Origin of the sequence: Photobacterium kasasachensis, from assembly GCF_050336885.1 — a bacterium.
GTDB lineage: Bacteria > Pseudomonadota > Gammaproteobacteria > Enterobacterales > Vibrionaceae > Photobacterium > Photobacterium kasasachensis.
The window spans coordinates 12431-33441 of record NZ_JAKJSH010000028.1; the positions used below are offsets into that span (position 1 = coordinate 12431).

The 21011-nt window shown below is 48.6% G+C and carries 13 protein-coding genes; 7 read left to right on the forward strand and 6 right to left on the reverse strand.

The window, feature by feature from the left end:
• Window positions 1–69: 69 nt before the first annotated feature.
• Window positions 70–1551 (reverse strand): YfcC family protein, encoded by a 1482-nt coding sequence (locus tag L4D19_RS26935; protein ID WP_160653218.1) that lies wholly within the window; start codon window positions 1549–1551, stop codon window positions 70–72.
• Complete coding sequence (locus tag L4D19_RS26940; RefSeq protein WP_428454956.1) at window positions 1548–2903, reverse strand: M20 family metallopeptidase; 1356 nt, start codon at window positions 2901–2903, stop codon at window positions 1548–1550. The genes L4D19_RS26935 and L4D19_RS26940 overlap by 4 nt, the downstream gene beginning before the upstream one ends.
• Before the next feature lie 835 nt (window positions 2904–3738).
• On the opposite strand from L4D19_RS26940, the gene L4D19_RS26945 reads away from it, so the two are divergent.
• The 3 genes from L4D19_RS26945 (at window position 3739) to pflB (ending at window position 10080) form a co-directional block, all read left to right on the forward strand.
• Window positions 3739–5526, forward strand: a complete 1788-nt coding sequence (locus L4D19_RS26945; protein ID WP_428454957.1) for a methyl-accepting chemotaxis protein — start codon at window positions 3739–3741, stop codon at window positions 5524–5526.
• Window positions 5527–6074: 548 nt separating this feature from the next.
• Window positions 6075–7589, forward strand: a complete 1515-nt coding sequence (locus L4D19_RS26950) for a DUF3360 family protein (RefSeq protein ID WP_160653209.1) — start codon at window positions 6075–6077, stop codon at window positions 7587–7589.
• Window positions 7590–7803: 214 nt separating this feature from the next.
• Window positions 7804–10080 (forward strand): formate C-acetyltransferase, encoded by a 2277-nt coding sequence (gene pflB / locus L4D19_RS26955; protein WP_428454958.1) that lies wholly within the window; start codon window positions 7804–7806, stop codon window positions 10078–10080.
• Between the two features lie 109 nt (window positions 10081–10189).
• On the opposite strand, the gene L4D19_RS26960 is transcribed toward pflB, so the two are convergent.
• Window positions 10190–11809, reverse strand: coding sequence for a methyl-accepting chemotaxis protein (locus L4D19_RS26960; RefSeq protein WP_428454959.1), 1620 nt, complete (start codon window positions 11807–11809; stop codon window positions 10190–10192).
• 435 nt (window positions 11810–12244) lie between these two features.
• Here L4D19_RS26960 and pflA point away from each other — a divergent pair, with 435 nt between their 5' ends.
• Entirely contained in the window at window positions 12245–12985 is a 741-nt protein-coding gene (gene pflA / locus L4D19_RS26965; protein ID WP_428454991.1) for a pyruvate formate lyase 1-activating protein, read from the forward strand.
• A gap of 114 nt (window positions 12986–13099) precedes the next feature.
• On the opposite strand, the gene L4D19_RS26970 is transcribed toward pflA, so the two are convergent.
• A complete protein-coding gene (locus tag L4D19_RS26970; protein WP_428454960.1) occupies window positions 13100–14098 on the reverse strand; it encodes a hypothetical protein in 999 nt (332 codons plus the stop codon).
• Between the two features lie 683 nt (window positions 14099–14781).
• Window positions 14782–15687 carry a LysR substrate-binding domain-containing protein gene (locus L4D19_RS26975; protein WP_075763185.1) on the reverse strand — a complete coding sequence of 302 codons (906 nt, stop codon included), beginning with the start codon at window positions 15685–15687 and terminating at the stop codon, window positions 14782–14784.
• 219 nt (window positions 15688–15906) lie between these two features.
• On the opposite strand from L4D19_RS26975, the gene focA reads away from it, so the two are divergent.
• Together focA and L4D19_RS26985 are read left to right on the forward strand one after the other, a co-directional pair.
• Entirely contained in the window at window positions 15907–17379 is a 1473-nt protein-coding gene (gene focA / locus L4D19_RS26980) for a formate transporter FocA (RefSeq protein WP_428454961.1), read from the forward strand.
• Window positions 17380–17626: 247 nt separating this feature from the next.
• Window positions 17627–19381: a formate--tetrahydrofolate ligase gene (locus L4D19_RS26985; protein ID WP_428454962.1), complete on the forward strand. Its 1755-nt coding sequence runs from the start codon at window positions 17627–17629 to the stop codon at window positions 19379–19381.
• Window positions 19382–19463: 82 nt separating this feature from the next.
• Here L4D19_RS26985 and L4D19_RS26990 read toward each other — a convergent pair whose 3' ends face one another.
• On the reverse strand, window positions 19464–20117 hold the full coding sequence (locus L4D19_RS26990) for an energy-coupling factor ABC transporter permease (RefSeq protein ID WP_428454963.1): 654 nt from the start codon (window positions 20115–20117) through the stop codon (window positions 19464–19466).
• Between the two features lie 249 nt (window positions 20118–20366).
• On the opposite strand from L4D19_RS26990, the gene L4D19_RS26995 reads away from it, so the two are divergent.
• Complete coding sequence (locus tag L4D19_RS26995; protein WP_075763188.1) at window positions 20367–20867, forward strand: YfbU family protein; 501 nt, start codon at window positions 20367–20369, stop codon at window positions 20865–20867.
• Window positions 20868–21011 lie beyond the last annotated feature (144 nt).

The following is a 21011-nucleotide window of genomic DNA, read 5'->3' on the forward strand; positions in this document are numbered from 1 at the left end:
ACTTATCATCGTCCCCGTCTTCGTCCTTTTCGGCCCAATACCTCAGAACCAGGCCCTAACTAAGCATGATTACGCCATTGCGGCACCGGCAAATAGCGTTACTACCGTCACCGCCAGCACCATAATCACAAACGGCATTACCCATTTAAGGAAACGCTCGTACGGGATCTTGGCCAGAGCCAAACCGGCAACCAGGTGTCCCGCCGTTGGCGCGAAGATATTGATCCAGCCACTGGCAGACTGGTAAGCCGTAATGATCAAGTCACGACCGATACCCGAGAAATCAGCCAGCGGTGCCATCAATGGCATTGAAACCGTCGCCAGACCGGAGGTTGAAGGAATGAAGAAGCTCAGCACGATGTGAACAAAGTATGTCACGACCACAAACACGCCCGAGGACAAACCGGTTACCACACCTTCTGCCCAGTTAAGGATGGTGTCGATGATCACGCCGTTATCCATCACCACATAAATACCACGAGCGACCGCAACCACCAGTGCTACGCCAATCAGGTCTTTGGCACCTTCAAGGAACGTCTTGATAAAGTCGCCTTCAGACATGCGGTTAATAATTGCGATCAAAATGGCAGAGGCGAGGAAGAGCGTCGACAGTTCATCGAACCACCACCACAGGGTCGGAATTGCGGTAATGCCCATGTCTTCCCAAGGGATCACACCGTAAATCATGACCAGGAAGGCGCCGAAGAACACGCCCATTGTCAGCTTCTGCTTGGTGGTAAACTCGCCAGTATCTTCTTTTACGTGGGAGAACTCATCGTTAAATTCAATATCAGCCAGCACTGAATGGGATTTGTCTGCCTTGACCTTGGAGGCGTAGCGCATAACAAACCATGATGCCAGAACAATCAGGATGATCAGCTGGATCACTCGTAAGCCAATACCCTCACCAATTGGCAGGCCGGCAAACCCTGAAGCAATACCGGTAGCAAACGGGTTAACCGTCGAGGCCAGTACGCCCACCCCCGAGCCAAGCAGAATGATCCCTGCCGCAACCATGCGGTCGTAGCCGGCCGCCGCCATTACCGGCAAGATCACCGCCCAGAAAGCCACGGTCTCTTCCGCCATACCGTAGGTCGATCCACCGAGTGCGAACAAGCTGATCAATACCGGGATCATCATCTGCTCGCGACCATGGAACTTACGTACAATCGCCGCCACACCGGAGTCCATGGCACCGGTTCGCATAGTAACGGCCAGGAAGCCACCAATTACCAATACAAACAGTGCGACGTCTACGGCTTTGTGGAAGCCCTTGATCGGCGCCATCAGCACGTCAATAAAGCCCTGTGGCGAAGATTCCAGTTCCTGGTAGGAGCCCGGGATCGGCAGCAGTCTTTCGCCACCGTCATAGTCGAGCACTTCCGCCGCCGGGATCACCTGATCAGTGCCGTTGACGATATAGTCATACTTACCTGCCGGCATGATCCATGTCAGCAATGCCACAAGAGCAATAATAATAAAGAGAATGGTGTAAACCGTTGGCATCTTGAAGGATTTCTTCGCTTTGCCAGCCTCTGTTGCTGTTGTCATAGCTCTACTCCCTGCAATTGATAAATCGCATTTGCATACACGTTCATCGCTTTAAGCATGTCATCAATAATGAGGTACTCGTTGGGCATGTGCTCAACTTTGTCGCGACCGGGAAAAATCGCCCCAAAGGCCACACAGTTAGGGATAGCACGCGCATAGGTTGCTCCCCCAGAGGTCATAGGCTGGCTTTCCAGATCACCGCTTACTTCCTGATAGGCTGCCATCAAGGTCTGGATAACCGGGCTTTCAGCCGGCATATACAACGATGGCAACACATCAAACTCTTCATATTGAAGATCATACTGCTCGCTGACAGCCGTCATGTCGCTGTCAAAATTCTCTTTGCTAAACGTCACCGGTACCCGGATATCAATACCGAGCTTGCTATGTTGTGAATCAATACATAGCTGAGCCACATTAAAGGTCAACCGACCGCTCACATCTTCAACCGGTCCAAAAATCTCTTTGGCATTGGCATCCTGGCCAACCAGCTCGGCCACGAACCGTATCGCAGGATGTGTCACACCAAGCTCACTCAGTGCCATACACAAACGGGCAATGGCATTAACCCCTTTGATATCAGCTGCCGCAGAGTGCGCGGCTTTACCAAATACGGTTACCTCGGCATCTTCGGCCGTAAAATCAAAGCCAAGATCATCAAGCTTACTTGCCAATTCTTCCCAAAGCGGCCCTTCATATTTCGCCAGTTCAGGAACGGCATTCAGGGCACCACCACAATCAAGTTGTAATAATTCATCACCCGGGCCATGCAACCAAGACTGGATCAGCATTTTTTCCGCATGAATTAACGGGAATGCAGAATCAGGAGTAAAGCCGCACTGCGGCACTTCTTCTTTTTCCAGATAACGGTCGATACAGCGCCACAAGGTTTCTTCATCGGTACCAAAAATAAACCGAATCCGTTTATTTAATTTAACACCGCTATCAATCAGTGCCTTAACGGCAAAAATGGCAGCCAGGGTTGGACCTTTATCGTCCTGAGTCCCGCGGCCATAAAGTCTGCCATCACGAATTTCCGGTTCAAACGGGGCTGAATCCCAGGCTGATAATTCACCGGTAGGCACAACATCCAGGTGCCCCAGCACACCAATCATTTGCTCACCGTCGCCTATTTCAGCGTAACCGTAATAGCCTTTATGGTCTTTATAAATGGCGAACCCCAGCTCATGACAAAGGTTCAGGGTTTCCGTCAGGCAATCATCGATAGGCTGACCAAACGGCGTACCGCTATCGTCATCCTGGTAAACACTGGGAATGGCAACTAAACGCTTCACTGCGGCAATATAGTCATCACGCATCGCGTTTATAGTTGATGCTATTGTTGCTTTCATCGTATCCCTCATTTTCTCATCTATTTTAGTCTGAATACTTTTGAAATATTGGACTAAAGTAATGAATAATTATTAGTTACCAGAGAAAGTATTTGAGATCACCCCCTCTGGCCAATTCATTCTGCTACAGAGAGCAAGAGATAACTGTGATTACTTTCACTTGGTGCTGTTTCAATATGGGACGACGGTCAAAAAGTCAGCATTAACTTACAACACTGATGAGTTTTCTCTCAAAAAGAGCAAAATAGTGCCTGCACGGCATCTATATATGCCAAGCCGGAACACATGTAACAGACTTGCAAAACCATAGGGAATAACACGTAATCAAAAGAGCTGGGCTGATATACCGAGATGATCAGCAGGCTAATTCTTATATTTCGTAATGAACTTAATTAGTTATTTAAATTTGACTTTTATTATTTAACGAAAATAAGAAGTTATATGTGAGAATATTAAATATTATTTCAAATAATGACGATTCGATATTTTATTATTCATGACGACCTATTTACAGATAAACATAATAAACCTATTAAGTTAACCTCACTGGATATATAATAAAGGGCAACTCGATTGCTTTCTCCGATCTTATATCAATATGCAACGATAATTCTAATTACTATCACTGGTTTCATGTTCATATGAAGCCACTTTTCGACGTTGATTAAACATGCTAAATACAATTAAAAACCTTCCTTTGCGGATACTGCTTTCGTTATCGTCAGCCTTTGCCGTTCTATGTTTTATTATTACTATCATTATTAGTCAAAATCTATTATCAGAAGTTGAGGCAAACACAAATAAAGTCAACGACTTTATTGCTTTTAACAGCACGATGAAAGAATTTCAGGACTTGCAAGATGTCAGCCGCATGAAGTCAATTTATGCGCTAGGGTTTTATGACCGCCTTGATGAAATGGTTCAAGTCAACAATGGCAACCTGACCAAGGTACAGCGCAGCTTCAACACCCTGATGCAATCTGACAACCGCGCCCTCACCCCCCAGGCGAAACAGTCGTTGGATAACTTTGTCAGCAACTACAAATTATATGTCCAGGCGTCCGAACAACTCAGAGCCCAGCGCCAGAACATCATCAAGCTATATGATGCGACCAGTTGGATCACCACGGATATTACCGCCGCGGATACACTGATCGCCAAAAATAGAAGTATGGAAGACGTTGATCGCTGGACCATGAACCTCTCCGATATCTCGGATACTGCCGGCTTGATGCTTTACCATGTTGCTGTCGGGGTAAAAGGACAAAGTCAGCAAGATACTCAGACAACATTAGAATATACAAAAAAACTCAATGCATACCTGGATGAATTTAAGCACTGGCCTGAAGCACAAACAGTCATTAAAAATGCCCAGCTTTGGGAACACCAGTTATTGGAAATTATCCAGTTGCAGAAAGACAAGAAGGCAACGACCCATCGTATGATTGAGCTGGGTAATAACAACACCCAGATCATTACCGGCCTGGCCACGGCCTCGCTGCAAAAAACTGAAGAATTATCGGACAAGACCTCTAAGCTATTAGCCTCGGTGACAACCAGCCAGTTAACGGCAACAGCGATTGCAACCGTGCTAGCCCTGGCGATCAGTATCATCCTATCCAACGCGATTAGCAGCGTAATGGGATCACTGTATCTTGCCGTCAAGGCACTGGCTGAAGGCAACCTCAACGTCCAGACAAACATCAAGGGAAAAAATGAAATTGGCCTGCTAGGTGCCAGCCTTGATGATGCCATTTCTCAGCTTGCTGCTACCATTCGCTCGCTGCGCGGTGTCAGTGACGAAGTTGCGACCTCCTCGACAGAGCTGGCTGCAGTTATGACCCAAAGTGAGGTCAACGGCCGGGAGCAGCAACAACAGGTGGAGCAAATTGCTGCTGCGGTTACCGAGCTATCTGCTGCCGCCACCCAGGTAGACGGTTATGCCAAGACCGCCGACGAAAGTGCCCAGCAGGCACTGGCGATGGGCGCCGAAAGTACCGAAATTGCCCAGCACTCCCGTCAGCTGACTGAGGATTTAGCCTCGCAACTTGATGAAACATCAACCCAGGTTATCGATCTCAATGAGCAGAGTATCAAGATCAGCGAAGTCATCACTGTTATCGATTCAATTTCGGAGCAAACCAATCTACTGGCACTTAACGCAGCAATCGAAGCCGCCCGTGCTGGCGAAAGCGGTCGCGGGTTTGCCGTGGTTGCCGACGAAGTCAGAGTGCTTGCCGCCAAGACACAGGACTCAACCCAGCAGATCCAAACTATCATCGAACAGCTGCAGCACAAATCCTCAGCCGTTGTCGATGCCGTCAACAACAGCTTGAGCAAGGTCAGAACCAATAGCGAAATCGCAGAACAAACCAGCAACCAGATTGAATCCATTACCCAGGCGCTTGAGCATATCAGTCAGGTCAACGGCGATGTTACCGCATCAGTTGACGAGCAAAGCCGGGCGATTGACGATATTACCCGCAATATCACCACGATTAATGACATCATCAGCCAGAACGTGGCCGGTATTAGCCAGACGGCCGAGGCCAGCAGCCACCTGTCACAGCTGGCTGAGAATCAGAAAAACCAACTGGGTGAGTTCCAAATCATCCAGCGGTAAAGGGTTGCCAGTGGCATAGCACAACACCGCTAGTCACTAAAAAAGCAAATAATCAGTAATTTTATTACAAAGTTGCAACTTTGACGCCAAAAAAGCCAGCAACTCAGTTGCTGGCTTTTTTTATGACTATTTTTACAGCCCAATCACCCTGGTCATAAAATGCACGCATTACTGCCTCTTTTGGTGTAGACTCCCCTGTAGAACACAGATTATGGGCCGCTGCAAATCAAGTCATTAAAAATCAACAACTTAAACCCAAATCAGCTATTTGCGACCCCGTTCACAGTTTTACTTTAGTTATATAATCTCTTTCATTTTTCATAACAAATGCACTTCTCGCTCAATTTTTTTTGGTTTTTTTCCTACATTTTTTTAAGCGTAGTGATCGAGATCAATTCCCTTTATCGGACCAAGCGGTACACTTCAGTAAAATTTGGTGAAATATAATTACACATAGAACAGCTTGCACCTGAGGGGTTATTTCCAGGTTGCGCTCAAAGTTAGATACACTAAATACAAAAATTATTTAAACGTAGAACGAGGCACTTATGTCATCTGAAGAAAGAAGTTATCAGGAGCTGCACCGCCCTGCCTCTGACTTCTCAAGTCGCTCTGACTATCTTGATCATGAGCTGAAAATCATGAAGCCACGCCGCTTCGGCCTGAACCTGCCGGGTCGTGACTTCCGTTTTGAGCTAGAAGATTTAGTCCCAGCCCTGGCCGGTACTATCGGTATTATCGCAATGTACTCTGCGGTAATGATGTCTTGGGCCGACGGCCTGACTCAAGCCTGGGATCACATCAATCTGGGTAAAGAGTTCGCTATCGAAGTTGCTCGTGTAGAGATGCTGCTTCCTGCGCTTCTTTTCTGTGTCTTAGCATCCGGATTTATCAACCCCCGCGCCAACCTGGCCGGTAACCACGGTCCGATGATCCCACTTATCGGTGCTATCGCCCTGGCCGGTGCCCACCCTCTTGCTCTTGCTATCCTTCTTGGTGTATTCGGTCTTCTGCTTAGTTACTTCAAAGGCGGTTCCAAACTGGTGAACCTGACCTCGGAAGGTACCGCCGGTGGCCTGCTGATATTCCTTGGCTTTACCGGTACCATGAGCCAGATCGGCTCAATCCAGACCTGGGCGACCGGCCTGCAGTCAGCTGATATCGCAGCGGGCAGCATGGGCTATGTCGGTCTGATTGTACTGGCTGTCAACATTGTTCTTTATGCTTACCTGGCCCGCATCAACAAGCGTTGGCTGGCTATTCCTGCCTGTGCTGTTACAGGCCTGCTTGTTGCCCTGGTTCTGGGTGCCGGCTTCGATCTTAAGTTTGAAACTGAAATGGGTCTGCCTAACCTGAACCCTGTGTACTGGTGGGGCAGCACAGAAGAAGGCTGGATGCTAGGTCTGCCAACTATGCAGCACTTCATTGCATCACTGCCGTTTGCCATCCTGGCTGTTGCTATGTGGTCACCAGACTTCCTTGGCCACCGTATTTTCCAGGAACTTAACTACCCACGCGGTACTGACAAAGTACTGATGGATGTTGATGACACTATGACTATGTGTTCTATCCGCCAGATGGTCGGTACAGCACTTGGTGGTGGTAACATCACATCGTCTTGGGGTACCTACATGATCCCGGCTGCTATCGCCAAGCGTCCTATTCCTGGCGGTGCGATTATCCTAGGCCTTCTGGTTATGTTCATCGCCATCCTGGGCTTCCCAATGGATGTAGCTGTATGGCCGCCAGTAATGCGTGTAGCACTACTTGTTGGTGTATTCCTGCCACTGCTGGAAGCCGGTGTGCAGATGGTAAAAGAAACAAAAGATTCACAATCTGCTGGTATCTGTATCTTTGCAGCTGCAGTTGTTAACCCGGTTCTGGCATGGGCACTGACTATGCTACTGGACAACAACGGCCTTATCGGTGACAAAGAGCGTGCATCGAAGCTATCTTTCGCAGACAAAATCATCATCCCTGGCGGTGTATTGGTTGTCTGTCTGATTGCGATGCTGGCAGTAGGTATGCTTGAAGGCAAATACGGCATTCCAGCATTACTATAATGAAAATTGGGGCAGTATGTTATGCTGCCCCAGCTTGATTTAGGCATTGATAACTAGCGTTAATACGAATAATGAAATCATCACGATACACCAATCGATTTGATTATCCGTATTATTGTTAATAAAAGTGTACTGTGCACCATCAACCGGTGGTGATGAGCTCAACGGCGATTAAACCAGTACGTGTTTTTTCTACTAAAAAGGTAGGTATGTCATGGCAGAGCAATTTGCTAAAGCTTGGGAAGGGTTCGCTGCAGGCGAATGGCAGAACGAAGTAAACGTTCGCGACTTCATCCAGAAAAACTACGCACCGTATGAAGGTGATGAGTCTTTCCTAGTATCTGAAGGTACTGAAGCGACTAACAAGCTTTGGGATCAGGTTATGGAAGGTATCAAACAGGAAAACAGCACTCACGCTCCTGTTGACTTCGATACTTCTGTTATCTCTACCATCACTGCTCACGACGCAGGTTACATCAACAAAGATCTAGAGACTATCGTAGGTCTTCAGACTGACGCTCCACTTAAGCGCGCTATCATCCCTAACGGTGGTATCCGTATGGTTGAGGGTTCGTGCAAGGTATACGGTCGTGAACTAGATCCAATGGTATCTAAGATTTACTCTGAGTACCGTAAGACGCACAACCAGGGCGTTTTCGATATCTACACGCCGGATATCATGAAATGTCGTAAGTCTGGTGTTCTGACTGGTCTTCCAGATGCATACGGCCGTGGTCGTATCATCGGTGACTACCGTCGCGTAGCACTATACGGTATCGACTTCCTAATGAAGGACAAGTTCGCTCAGTTCTCTTCTCTGCAAGAGAAGTTCGAGAACGGCGAAGACCTACAGATGACTATGCAGCTTCGCGAAGAAATCGCTGAGCAGCACCGTGCGCTGGGCCAGATCAAAGAAATGGCAGCGAAATACGGCTACGACATCTCTGCACCTGCAACAACTGCACAAGAAGCAATCCAGTGGACATACTTCGGCTACCTAGCTGCTGTTAAGTCACAGAACGGTGCTGCTATGTCTCTGGGTCGTACTTCTACGTTCCTGGATATCTTCATCGAGCGTGATATCGCTGCTGGCAAGATCACTGAAGAACAAGCTCAGGAAATGATCGACCACTTCGTAATGAAGCTACGTATGGTTCGTTTCCTACGTACGCCTGAATACGATGAGCTATTCTCTGGCGACCCAATCTGGGCAACAGAGTCAATGGGTGGTATGAGCCTTGACGGACGTACGCTGGTAACACGTACTAACTTCCGTTTCCTAAACAGCCTATACACCATGGGTCCTTCTCCAGAGCCAAACATCACTGTACTTTGGTCTGAGCAGCTACCTGACGGCTTTAAGCGTTTCTGTGCGAAAGTATCTATCGATACTTCTTCTATCCAGTACGAAAACGACGACCTGATGCGTCCTGACATGAACTCTGATGACTACGCGATCGCTTGTTGTGTATCGCCAATGGTTGTTGGTAAGCAAATGCAGTTCTTCGGCGCGCGTGCTAACCTGGCGAAAACTATGCTTTACACCATCAACGGTGGTGTGGATGAGAAGCTGAAGATCCAGGTTGGTCCTAAGATGGACAAGATCACTGATGAAGTGCTGAGCTATGACGATCTAATGGAGCGCATGGATCACTTCATGGACTGGCTGGCTAAGCAGTACGTGACTGCACTAAACAGCATCCACTTCATGCACGACAAGTACAGCTACGAAGCATCACTAATGGCTCTTCATGACCGTGATGTTATTCGTACAATGGCTTGTGGTATTGCTGGTCTGTCTGTTGCTGCTGACTCACTGTCTGCAATCAAGTACGCAACAGTTAAACCTGTACGTGACGAAGACGGTATCGCGATCGATTTCGAAATCGAAGGCGACTATCCTAAGTTCGGTAACAACGACGCACGCGTTGATGACATCGCTTGTGAACTTGTTACAACGTTCATGAACAAGATCCGTAAGCTAAACACTTACCGTAACGCAATCCCAACTCAGTCTATCCTGACTATCACATCTAACGTGGTATACGGTAAGAAGACTGGTACTACACCTGACGGCCGTAAAGCTGGTGCTCCTTTCGCACCGGGTGCTAACCCAATGCACGGTCGTGACGAAAAAGGTGCGGTAGCATCTCTGACTTCTGTTGGTAAACTGCCGTTTGCTGATGCGAAAGATGGTATCTCTTACACTTTCTCTATCGTTCCTAACGCGCTAGGTAAAGAAGCTGATACTCAGAAAGCTAACCTTGCAGGCCTGATGGATGGTTACTTCCACCATGAAGCTGGCATCGAAGGCGGTCAGCACCTGAACGTTAACGTTCTTAACCGCGAAACGCTTGAAGATGCAGTTAAGCACCCAGAGAAGTACCCACAGCTAACTATCCGTGTATCGGGCTACGCTGTGCGTTTCAACTCTCTGACTGCTGAACAGCAGAAAGACGTTATCGCGCGTACTTTCACTGAATCTCTATAATTGAGAGACAGTAAAGCTCATCTGCTGGTTCGCTAGCAGGTAAGTAATAAAAACCGACCTTAGGGTCGGTTTTTTTATATCTGCGAAAAATTACACTCCAATAACCGAGCTACACCTTAAAATGCTGTAGCTGGTGAGCAAGCTCTTCCGAGGCTTCTGCCAGCGCCTGGCTCTGGCTCGCCAGATGCTGGGCAGCCGCATTCACTTCATTCGCAGATAAATGAATACTGCTGACATTACCGTTGATGTCTTCCGACACCGTACCCTGCTGATCTGCCGCTGCCGCAATCTGGGCTACCCGATCCGTGGACTGATACAATGCATTAAGCATATGTTTCAGCTCGCGCTGACTGTTCTGAGCATTCTCGACACTGTTCCGGCTGCTATTATGGCTCGCCTTCATCGCCGTCGCCGCCTCCAGCGCTCCGCGCGTCAGCCCGTCAACCGTCACCTGGATTTCCTCAGTCGATTTCTGTGTACGCTGAGCAAGGTTACGCACTTCGTCAGCCACGACGGCAAATCCCCGCCCCTGCTCACCGGCACGAGCCGCTTCAATCGCCGCATTCAGGGCCAGAAGGTTAGTCTGTTCAGAAATTCCCTTGATCACCTCGGCCACCTCGCTGATCTGCAGGACGCCCTGCTTAAGCTCCTCCACCCGCTTGTCGGCCTCAGCGATTTGGCTGGCGACCTGCTGGATATTCTGGGTAGTATCCTCCAGCCGTTCACTGCTGGCTGTTGCCTTATGGGACATGTCCTTGGTCATGGTGGCCGTTTGCTCTGCATTTTGCGCTACATCGGCAACCGTTGCCGTCATTTCATTCATGGCCGTGGCAAGCTGCTCTAACTGCATATGTTGCGACTGGATACTCTGAGCACTCTCTTCGCTGGCAGAAGCAATAGCACTGGCCATATCTGTTGACTGATGGGCGGAGGCGGCCGCAACCTCGAGGGCATTGCGAATAGCACTTATCGAGGTATCCATACGACGCGCCAGCTTGCCAATTTCATCACGACGTTCAGAGTGGCAATCAACCCTAAGATCACCGTCAGCAATGGCATCAAACTTACCCACCAGCGCCTCAAGCGGATCGGAGATGTTGTGGCTGATAAAATAACCAACCGCAAGCAGTACCAGCATCGCAGCCGCAGCCATCATGCCCGTTTTCATCGAAGTCAGCATAAACTCATCTTCGATATCTTTGACATGGACGCCAGTGCCTACAATCCAGTTCCATTGAGGAAAACGTTGTACAAACGAGAGCTTAGGTTTGATTTCGCCCTCGGGAGAGCGCCAGCGATAATCGAGATAGCCGGCACCGCTTTTCTCACTGGTCGTTACCATCTCTTGCCAGTGAAACTTACCGTCGGCATCGGTAAGCTGGCGGGCATTGGTTCCGTTGAGCTTGGGTTTGAGCGGGTGGGTAATAATTTCAAGATCAGGAGTCGTCACCCAAAAATAATTCCCTTTGCCATAGCGCTGGGCATTTATCATCGTAATGGCTTGCTGCTGCGCTTTCGCGGCCCCCAATACCTCCTGCTGCGATGCATAAAATTCAAGCGTGCTGATAGCCAGCTCGATCTGGCTTTGCAACGACGTCTTTCGTTCTTGATACGCGGCCTGACGTTGTTCCAGCGTATTATAAACGCTGACACACAAGAGCAGGCCAATAGCAGTAGCGACAAAGGCGATTAACTTCTTCCTGACGGTCAAGTTGCTTAAACTGAACATAAATCTCCTTGTTTATTATTATCTTGCCTGACTGCAGCCTCTTTCTGCCTCCGCCTTCCCACCCCGAATACCTTGGTTGGGTCCCCTTCAGCAACAATCAATTGTTAAGCAAAATGAAACGAGCTCATTAAGCAAAGAGCGCATAGGCACTTTGGAGCGTATAGTGCTGGGATTTTCGCCGCACTTCAAGCGACAGATGTAACAATTTCGTGGTTGGTATGCATATTTTTCGCATTAATATGGTTATCACTGTGAAACAAAACAACAGTGACGCTGACATCAGTGGCTAAGCCATAACAGCAAGGTAAGGAATGAACAAGTGGAGGAAGAAGGGAATGTATTACCCTTACATGTATAACGCTTTTTTCGCTATTTTAGCCTGTCATTTTGTAATAAAATGACAGGTAAACACGCACCATGCGGAGAAATAAAGCAATGTCAGTAAAAGGCCGAATTCACTCTTTTGAATCCTGCGGTACCGTGGATGGACCCGGCATCCGTTTTATCGTATTTATGCAAGGCTGCTTAATGCGTTGCCAGTATTGCCACAACCGTGATACGTGGGATCTCCACGACGGGCGTGAAATCACTGTTGACGAGATCATGAAAGACGCCCTTTCGTACCGTCACTTCATGAAAGCCTCTGGAGGCGGTATCACTGCATCTGGTGGTGAAGCCATGCTGCAACCTGAGTTTGTCCGTGATTTCTTCCGCGCCGCTCAGGCTGAAGGGATTCATACTTGCCTTGATACCAACGGCTATATTCGCAAGCATACCGATGTCGTTGATGAAGTACTTGATAGTACTGATCTGGTGATGTTGGATCTCAAGCAGCTTGATGACAGCATCCACCAGAATTTGGTCGGCGTACCGAACAAGCGTGTGCTGGATTTTGCCCGCTATCTTCATCAGCGCGGCCAGAAAACCTGGATCCGCTACGTTATCGTACCGGGCTTCACCGATGACGAACGCTCAGCGCATCTGCTTGGTGAGTTTATTCAGGGGATGGACAACATTGAGAAGGTCGAGCTGCTGCCTTACCACCAGTTGGGCGAGCATAAATGGGAAGCCCTCGGTTTTGAGTATCAGCTAGCTGATGTTAAGCCGCCCTCGAAAGAGGTCATGGAAAAGGTCAAAAGCATTATCGCCAGCTACGGCCATAATGTGATGTACTGATCCGCAGCGACCTACCTTGTCAAATGGCAGGAGCAAAATGCCCTACTTTGCTCCTGCATTAAAATCAATATCTTGCAACGATATCCCCCTATTATTGATTACACGAGTCACAGGCTAACTGGCAGCTTGGTCGTTATCGGTTGTCTTGCTCGTGATAGCCTCGCCAGTTGTCTGGCAAAGCTGTGATGCCGCATCACTTGAACATGCCTTCTTCACAACGTCACATTTACCGCCGACACCGCCATCTAAAATCGTACATTGTGCATTGGCCAGGCAGAGATCCTTACGTGTCGCAAGCTTAGGTACTGAAGCAATAAGCGTTTCATCTGTAATACAAGTTTCGATTTCGCTTTTTACATTAGCGCCAAACGCATTTAGCTGCCGCTTAAATGCCATTTCTGCGTCAGGCTCGAAGCGCCCAAGAGTGGCTACCGAAAGAATATCGTCAAACTTCTCGACATTTAACGGCTTACAGGCAACATCCCACTTATTTTTGAAGCGGTTGCGGCTCAGCTCAACCGGCTTTTTGGTTCCGTTAAATTGATGGTAGTTAGCTCTGTCATCCTTGAAATACCCATGAACGCTATATCTCTGGTTTAAAAAGTCGTAAACCAGGTCAATGATGAATGGCTCTCGCTCACGGGCAAGGCCCATGGCATTTTTGGCCGCATAATAGCCGCATGTCGTTAAATTAAGGACGTTGTCTTTATTCTTTACTGTCACCGGGCTAAACATCCAGTTTTCACTGCTGGCCAGACTATAAAACTCAACCGAGTTAGGAAAATTAAACTTGTTGGCAAAGCGTACCAGCGCGGCCTCTCTCAGCTCGACCACCTCGTCTTCGAAAGTTGTGGCTTTCTCTTCGATCGGTGCTTTATCAGCCAGCGCTGTTTCTGCTACAGCAGGCTCTGCCGCCTCTGCCACAACCGAGGCTTTGCTACCTGGCCCCATCGCCGTCGTTAGCTTTTGAAGCGACAGGGCCGAATTGGAAAGAGTATCTGTAAGTGAATGTAAATTAACTAAAAAAAGCAGAAGCAGCAGACAGCCTAATCCGCGAAACAAGGTATTAAGCTTAAGGGACATATCCCTTACCGGCTTTCCTTTGATGATCATTTTATCGTCCCTAGCAATATCAACTAAGGCCGGATTGTAAAGATAATCACCACCTTGTCCAGAGATCGATCGCTCAAGAATTAACCAGTTATTGATGCGCTAAATGAAATCAAATAGATGTATCTCACTTTTTTTCCGGCTTTGGGAGCAACCTCTTTTTACAGCCGTACCAAGAAGGCGGTTTGGCTTGCTCTGTCTCAAATTGCCATTGTTCAAGTGAGTATGCCTGTCATCAGAAAGACTAATGACAAGCCTTATGAGAGAGTGAATATGATAAAGCCACGAGGAACTCATGCAATATCTAGCCTGATCTTGTCACCCCCCATTGAGAGTCAATTGAGAAACATCTCTGGGATATCAATTTTTTGCTTATAGATCATAAGGATGAAAACAAATGCAATAGAACTCTTTTTCTTCAATATCAACATAAGCGCCAAATAGCATATAACAAATACTGCCCACAAGAATCATAAATATTGATATGAAAACTAACAAGATCCTTAACCGCGAATGCTGATGTTGAGGCATCACAACGGCGAAACTGTAGTAATTAGCCGAAAAGATCAGCAATAATGCCAAATTAAAACCAATAATCGCACTAGCTTTAATCAATCAGAAAAATGATATGCGCACAAACACCTATAACTTTAACTTCTCAGCCCCATCAAATTTACTTATATAATCTACATCTCCATTTTTCGGTCTTTTATCATCCGGATGGCTTCACGGCGAATACAGTCTCGAAGCGGGTTCTCTATCGCATCGGCACGCCAGATAAAAGATAGCGTTCGCTTCATATTCAGCTCAGGAACATTCAAGGCCACCAGCTCACCACGATCGATATACTTCACCACGTCCAGATAGGGTAAACAGCTAAGGTAAGGACCGTTGGTAACCAGTGCACGAAGAACGGGGATCTGTTCATACTCCCGCCAGACATCCAAATCTTCAATCACCCCGTGCAACGCGCTTTCAAAACTTTGCCGAGTACCGGCCCCCTGTTCGCGAAGGACCCACTTTGCCTGCTCTAGCTGAGCAAAGCTCACCGTATCAAGCTTGGCGTAAGGGTGATGTTTGGAAGCAATAATCACCAGGTGGTCGTGGCACCATACTTCCTGATCCAGCCGGCTGTCATCACAACGTCCCTCGATGATCCCCAGCTCACACTCATAGTTTCTCACTCTATCAATGACTTTCTGGGCATTCTTCACGACAAGCTGGATGCGTAACTCTGGAAAATCTTTATCAATAATACTGATAAGCTCTGGCAAAAGGTGTTCAGCCGCCGTCTGACTGGCTGCCAGGCTGATTTCGCCACTGACAAGGTGCTGATCATAAAATCCCAGTTCTATCTGCTGGGCATCAAACAATAGCTGCTTTGCCCTAGGACGAAGCCATGCCCCCCAGTAGGTCAATGCCATTTGCTTCCCCTGCCGCTCAAACAACGGCCGCCCCAGTAACTTCTCGAGCTGGGACAACGCCATGCTCGCTGCAGACTGCGTCAAAGCCAGGTTTTCCGCGGCTTTGCTGACACTGCGCGTGCTCGCCACCTCCTCAAACACCGAAAGTTGCTTCAGTGAATAACGCATTAAAACTCTCCCCGATAAATACAATTGGTTTTCCGTCGCCAAGAATATCAACTTTAGTGATTATGGTTAAAAAAATTATCAATTTTACTCAACTATTTTTCCAACCGTATGCTGAATACCAGTTACCAGTCACGACAGGAGGAAATGTGACGTTATCCACCCCCTATGTAATCACAACAACCGGCCAGCATACCGGACTACACGCAGGAGACGCTTGAAATGGCCACGGCAATGGCATCCAACAACAGTAACTTCACTCCCAAAGAGATGATGAAGCAAGCAGAAAAATACGCGGTCGGCAAGGCATCCAAGCCAACCCGTACCACCATCGCACTGGCAATTACGGCGGGCGTATTTATCGGGCTGGCGTTTGTCTTTTACATCACCGTCACCACTGGTGGCAGCAATATGAGCTGGGGGATCAACCGCTTATTTGGTGGCCTGGCGTTTAGCCTCGGACTGATCCTCGTCGTGATTTGCGGTGGTGAACTCTTTACCAGTACCGTGCTGTCCTCTATCGCCCGAGCCAACAAACACATCACCTCAGGCAAGATGCTCACTACTTGGCTGAAAGTTTACTTCGGCAACTTCCTCGGCGCGATGATGCTGCTGGCACTGGTGTCGATGGCAAGCCTGTATCAGCTTGACGGCGGCCAGTGGGGACTCAATGCCCTCAACATCGCCCAGCACAAGCTGCACCATCAGCCGATGGAAGCCTTTGCTCTGGGGATTCTATGTAACTTACTGGTTTGTTTGGCAATTTGGATGACATTTTGTTCAAACAACATGATGACCAAGATGGCGATGATGGTACTGCCCGTGGCTATGTTCGTCAGTACCGGCTTTGAGCACAGTGTCGCCAACATGTTTATGGTACCGCTGGGTATCACCATCCAGAACATCGCACCGGAATCGTTCTGGGTTGGTCTGGGTGTATCACCAGAGCAGTATGCCGATCTGAACATCCATAACTTTATTTTTGCCAATCTTATTCCCGTCACGCTGGGCAATATCGTTGGCGGCGGGGTACTGGTCGGCCTGAGCTACTGGGCAATCTTCAGTTCGCCGAAAGAGCACCATGCCACAGCAACCATTATTAAACCCGACTTCTCAAATACGACCGCTTTAACTAAGGACAACACCATGCTTCAGGAAAACCTACTTGTAAACGACCATATGCGTCCGGCTACCACGACCCTTCTACCAGGCATGCCTGTCGCAGAAGCACTCGATATCCTGATCAAAGAGGGCCTGTCCGGTGCACCGGTGCTTTCCAGCGATCAACGCCTGGTTGGCTTCTTTTCTACTCACGACACCTTGGTTGATCTATGGTGCAATGACTACATGCCGGAAGCCGAAGACAAAGTTCAGGACCTGATGCGCCACGAGATCCAGACTGTCAGCCCTGACAACTCAATTCTGGAAGTGGCTGAGTACATGTGTATCGACAAAAATATCCTATACCCAGTCAGCAGCGGCGGCATTGCTACCCAGCTAACCACCTTGTCTCTAAATGAACGTGCCCGCACAATGGTCGTTAACCGTCCACACAGCTACCCGGTCGTCAAGGACGATCAGCTTGTCGGTATCATCAGCCGAAACGACATTATCAAGGCCGTTCGTCCGGTCTACGGCAACCTGGTTTCTGTTGCTGGAATCAAGGATGACCAGAAGAAAGCCGAAATAGCATAATCCAATAATAACCTGCCGACATGGTCGGCAGGTTATTATTACCAGCAAACATAACCAGCCACCTCACATTCGCCCAAGCCATTATTGCACCTCTGATCTACAGCAAATTAACCACACTTATATCGGATTTTTTCTACATACACGTGATAAAATTATGATATAAACCAAACGCAAACGATTGCGCGACCTGCGAATGCAGCTCTATGCAGTATATCTTTATTGCTACCGATGCGAGGTTATGGCCCCAATGAAAAGTGATATTCAAATTTGCCGTGAAACAACACTCACTCCAATTGATCACATCGCTCAACACGCTGGCATTTTGCCGGATGATCTAACCCCACAGGGTACGCTAAAAGCAAAAGTAAAACCCTCGATCCTTAAACGCCTGAACAACAACAAAGAAGGCAAACTTGTACTGGTTACCGCCATCACCCCGACCCCGCTGGGCGAAGGCAAGACCGTCACCACCATCGGCCTGGCACAGGGTCTGGCCAAAATAAACCAGCGCGTTATGGCCTGTATTCGCCAACCCTCGATGGGACCGGTATTTGGCGTCAAGGGCGGCGCTGCCGGCGGCGGCTACAGTCAGGTGGCCCCGATGGAAAAACTCAACCTGCACCTCACCGGTGACATCCACGCCGTTACAGCCGCCCATAACCTGGCTGCCGCCGCACTGGACGCCCGTCTATACCACGAAGAGCGCCACGGCTACGAAGCATTTGCCGAAAAGACCGGCCTGACACCGCTTAGAATCGATATCGATCGCATCTGCTGGAAGCGGGTGATGGACCATAACGATCGTGCCCTGCGGATGATCACTGTCGGCAACAACGAGCCGGGCAAAACTATCAACGGGATCGCCCGTAACGACGGCTTCGATATTTCTGCTGCTTCCGAGCTGATGGCCATTTTGGCCCTGTCCAAAGATCTTGCCGATATGCGCCAGCGTCTTGGTCGACTGGTATTGGCCTACAACATCGACGGCCAGCCGGTAACGGCCGAAGATCTCCAGGTTGCAGGCGCAATGGCCGTGACCATGTGCGAGGCTATCGAACCGACCCTGATGCAGACATTGGAAGGTGTTCCCACGCTAATCCATGCCGGGCCGTTTGCCAACATCGCCCACGGCAACTCGTCGATCATTGCCGATCGCATTGCGTTAAAACTCAGTGATTACACCATCACCGAAGGTGGCTTCGGCTCGGATATGGGCTTTGAGAAAGCCTGTAACATCAAAGCTCAGCAAGCAGAACGCGGTCCTGACTGTGCGGTTGTCGTCGCCACCTTACGAGGCCTGAAAGCCAACTCCGGCTGTTACGATTTACGACCGGGCCAAGCCCTGCCAGAGGCGATTTTCGCCCCGGATGAAAAAGCCCTGCTGGGGGGCTTCGATAACCTGAAATGGCATATTCGCAATGCAGCGAAATACGGCATTCCGGTGGTGGTGGCAATTAACCGCTTCCCGCAGGACACCGATGCCGAGCTTAACTTGCTCAAGACCTGGATCCGCGAGGAAGACTTTGGTTGCTATGTCGATGTCGCGATCAGCGAAGCCTTTGGCAAAGGTGGAGAAGGCGCCACCGAGCTGGCACAAGCTGTTGTCAGCGCCTGCCAGACGCCGGCACAGTTCAAACCGCTGTATTCGCTGGATCAAACCCTGGAAGAAAAGCTAATGACCGTTGCCGAGGTCGGCTATGGCGGCCGTGGTGTCGAACTGTCACCGCTGGCCAAACAGCAGCTGGCCGAACTGAAGCGGCAAGGACACGACAACCTCGCGGTCTGTATGGCCAAAACGCCGCTCTCGATCACCCATGACCCGAGCCAGAAAGGCGCACCATCAGATTTCATTGTTCCGATCCGCGAACTGCGCTTATGTGCCGGAGCCGGTTTTGTCTATGCACTGTGCGGCAATGTAATGACGATGCCGGGGCTGCCTGAAAAACCAGCCTACATGGCATTGGACATTGATGAAGACGGGAATATCGTCGGATTGAGCTAAGCCGCTCACCGGTTATCAAACTAAACGGTTAAATGTAAAAAGAACGCCAGCACATCGTCTGGCGTTTTTTATTCCATACAACTTATTTATCTTTCTTATTGGAGGGGTAAATATAGTCACGATCAGCAAAGGTTCTCACCCATTCCGGCTTGTAGACAACCAATAGGGTAATAGCCATACCGTTTATCAAAGCTTCGGGGAACAGCAGCAACGGAAGCAGCACCAAATAATTATCGACGATATAGTCCCACGAATAACCATAATCGAAATACATCCAGCCGCTGGTCAACAGTAAATGAGCAACCATGGTCAATGCACCATTGAAGAAGGCAGCAACAAAGATATAAATAAACATATGCCTTGCCATATAGCGGTAGCTAAATAGAAAGACACCGTAACTGAATATGGCAGGCAGCAACACTCCGGTTAACGCATATAAGCCGGCAACGGGCCACTCCACCACTCCCACGGCGACCAGCAATATAGTCACAACAGAACCTATCAGTCCGGCAATTTGCCAACCATGCGACAATACCAATACCGTTAAAGCGAGAAAGTGCACTTGCAGCCCTTCAGCTATCCCAGCCCTCAAACTCCATAGCAAGAACAGGATCACAATCGTTGCCAGCACCAGGTGCTGATAATCTTTCTCCGCTCGAAACTTAGGCCAGAATTCCCGAGGAAAACTCACCACCAAAATCAGCAGCCAAACCAGATAGCCAATCCACTGTAGCATCGTCATCCTTGCACTACCTTCTATGCCAAATAAGCTAAAGTTATATCAACAGGATAGCCCATCTATAACCTTGTAAAAAACAGGGATAAAAAATTGTTAAATATCGACCTCAAGCCTGATTGCACAAGCTTTAGCCAGTCAATTTTATTTAACAAAAAATCATTGGCAAGACGGAGTCAGATCAATTTTTTTTGCCTTCAACCTGATAATCTCAATGCCAGCTCAATACAATATTAAAGGCCAACCATTATGGAAATGACCAACGCACAACGTCTTATTCTATCTAACCAGTATTACCTGATGTCGAAAATGAACCCGGAGAACGCGGCAAAGTACCGTCGCCTGCAAACGATCGTCGAGCGCGGCTATGGTCTGCAGATGCGTGAGCTGGATAAAGACTTCGGCTGCCTGGAAGAAGAAGACTGCCGTAACGTAATTGACTTTATGGAAATGTATCACGCGATGCAGGAATCATTCAAAATGCTCAGCGAGGACAACCAGAACCAGGTTGATCAACGCCGCCTGCAATTCCTGGGCTTTGATGCAGCAACAGAATCTCAACTTGTCCATTACGTTCGTTTCCTGACCGACGAAGAAGGCCTGTACCCACAATTTGACAAGTCTGAGCACATGTTCAACAGCCAGGTGCCGATGCTGGAAAAATACCACCGCATGCTTCAGACATGGCGTAACTGCCCACGCCAATACCACCTGTCGGCGACAGAAATCCAACAGATTCAAAATGCCTAATCGCTAACGTTAGGGATGACTAAGCCGGGGAACACTCCGGCTTTTTTATATCCCAAGCCGGATTCAATTTAATTTTAACCATAACTATTACCTAACTCCGACTTTCTATTCATCAGCCAGCAACGTTCACTCTGTACTCACACT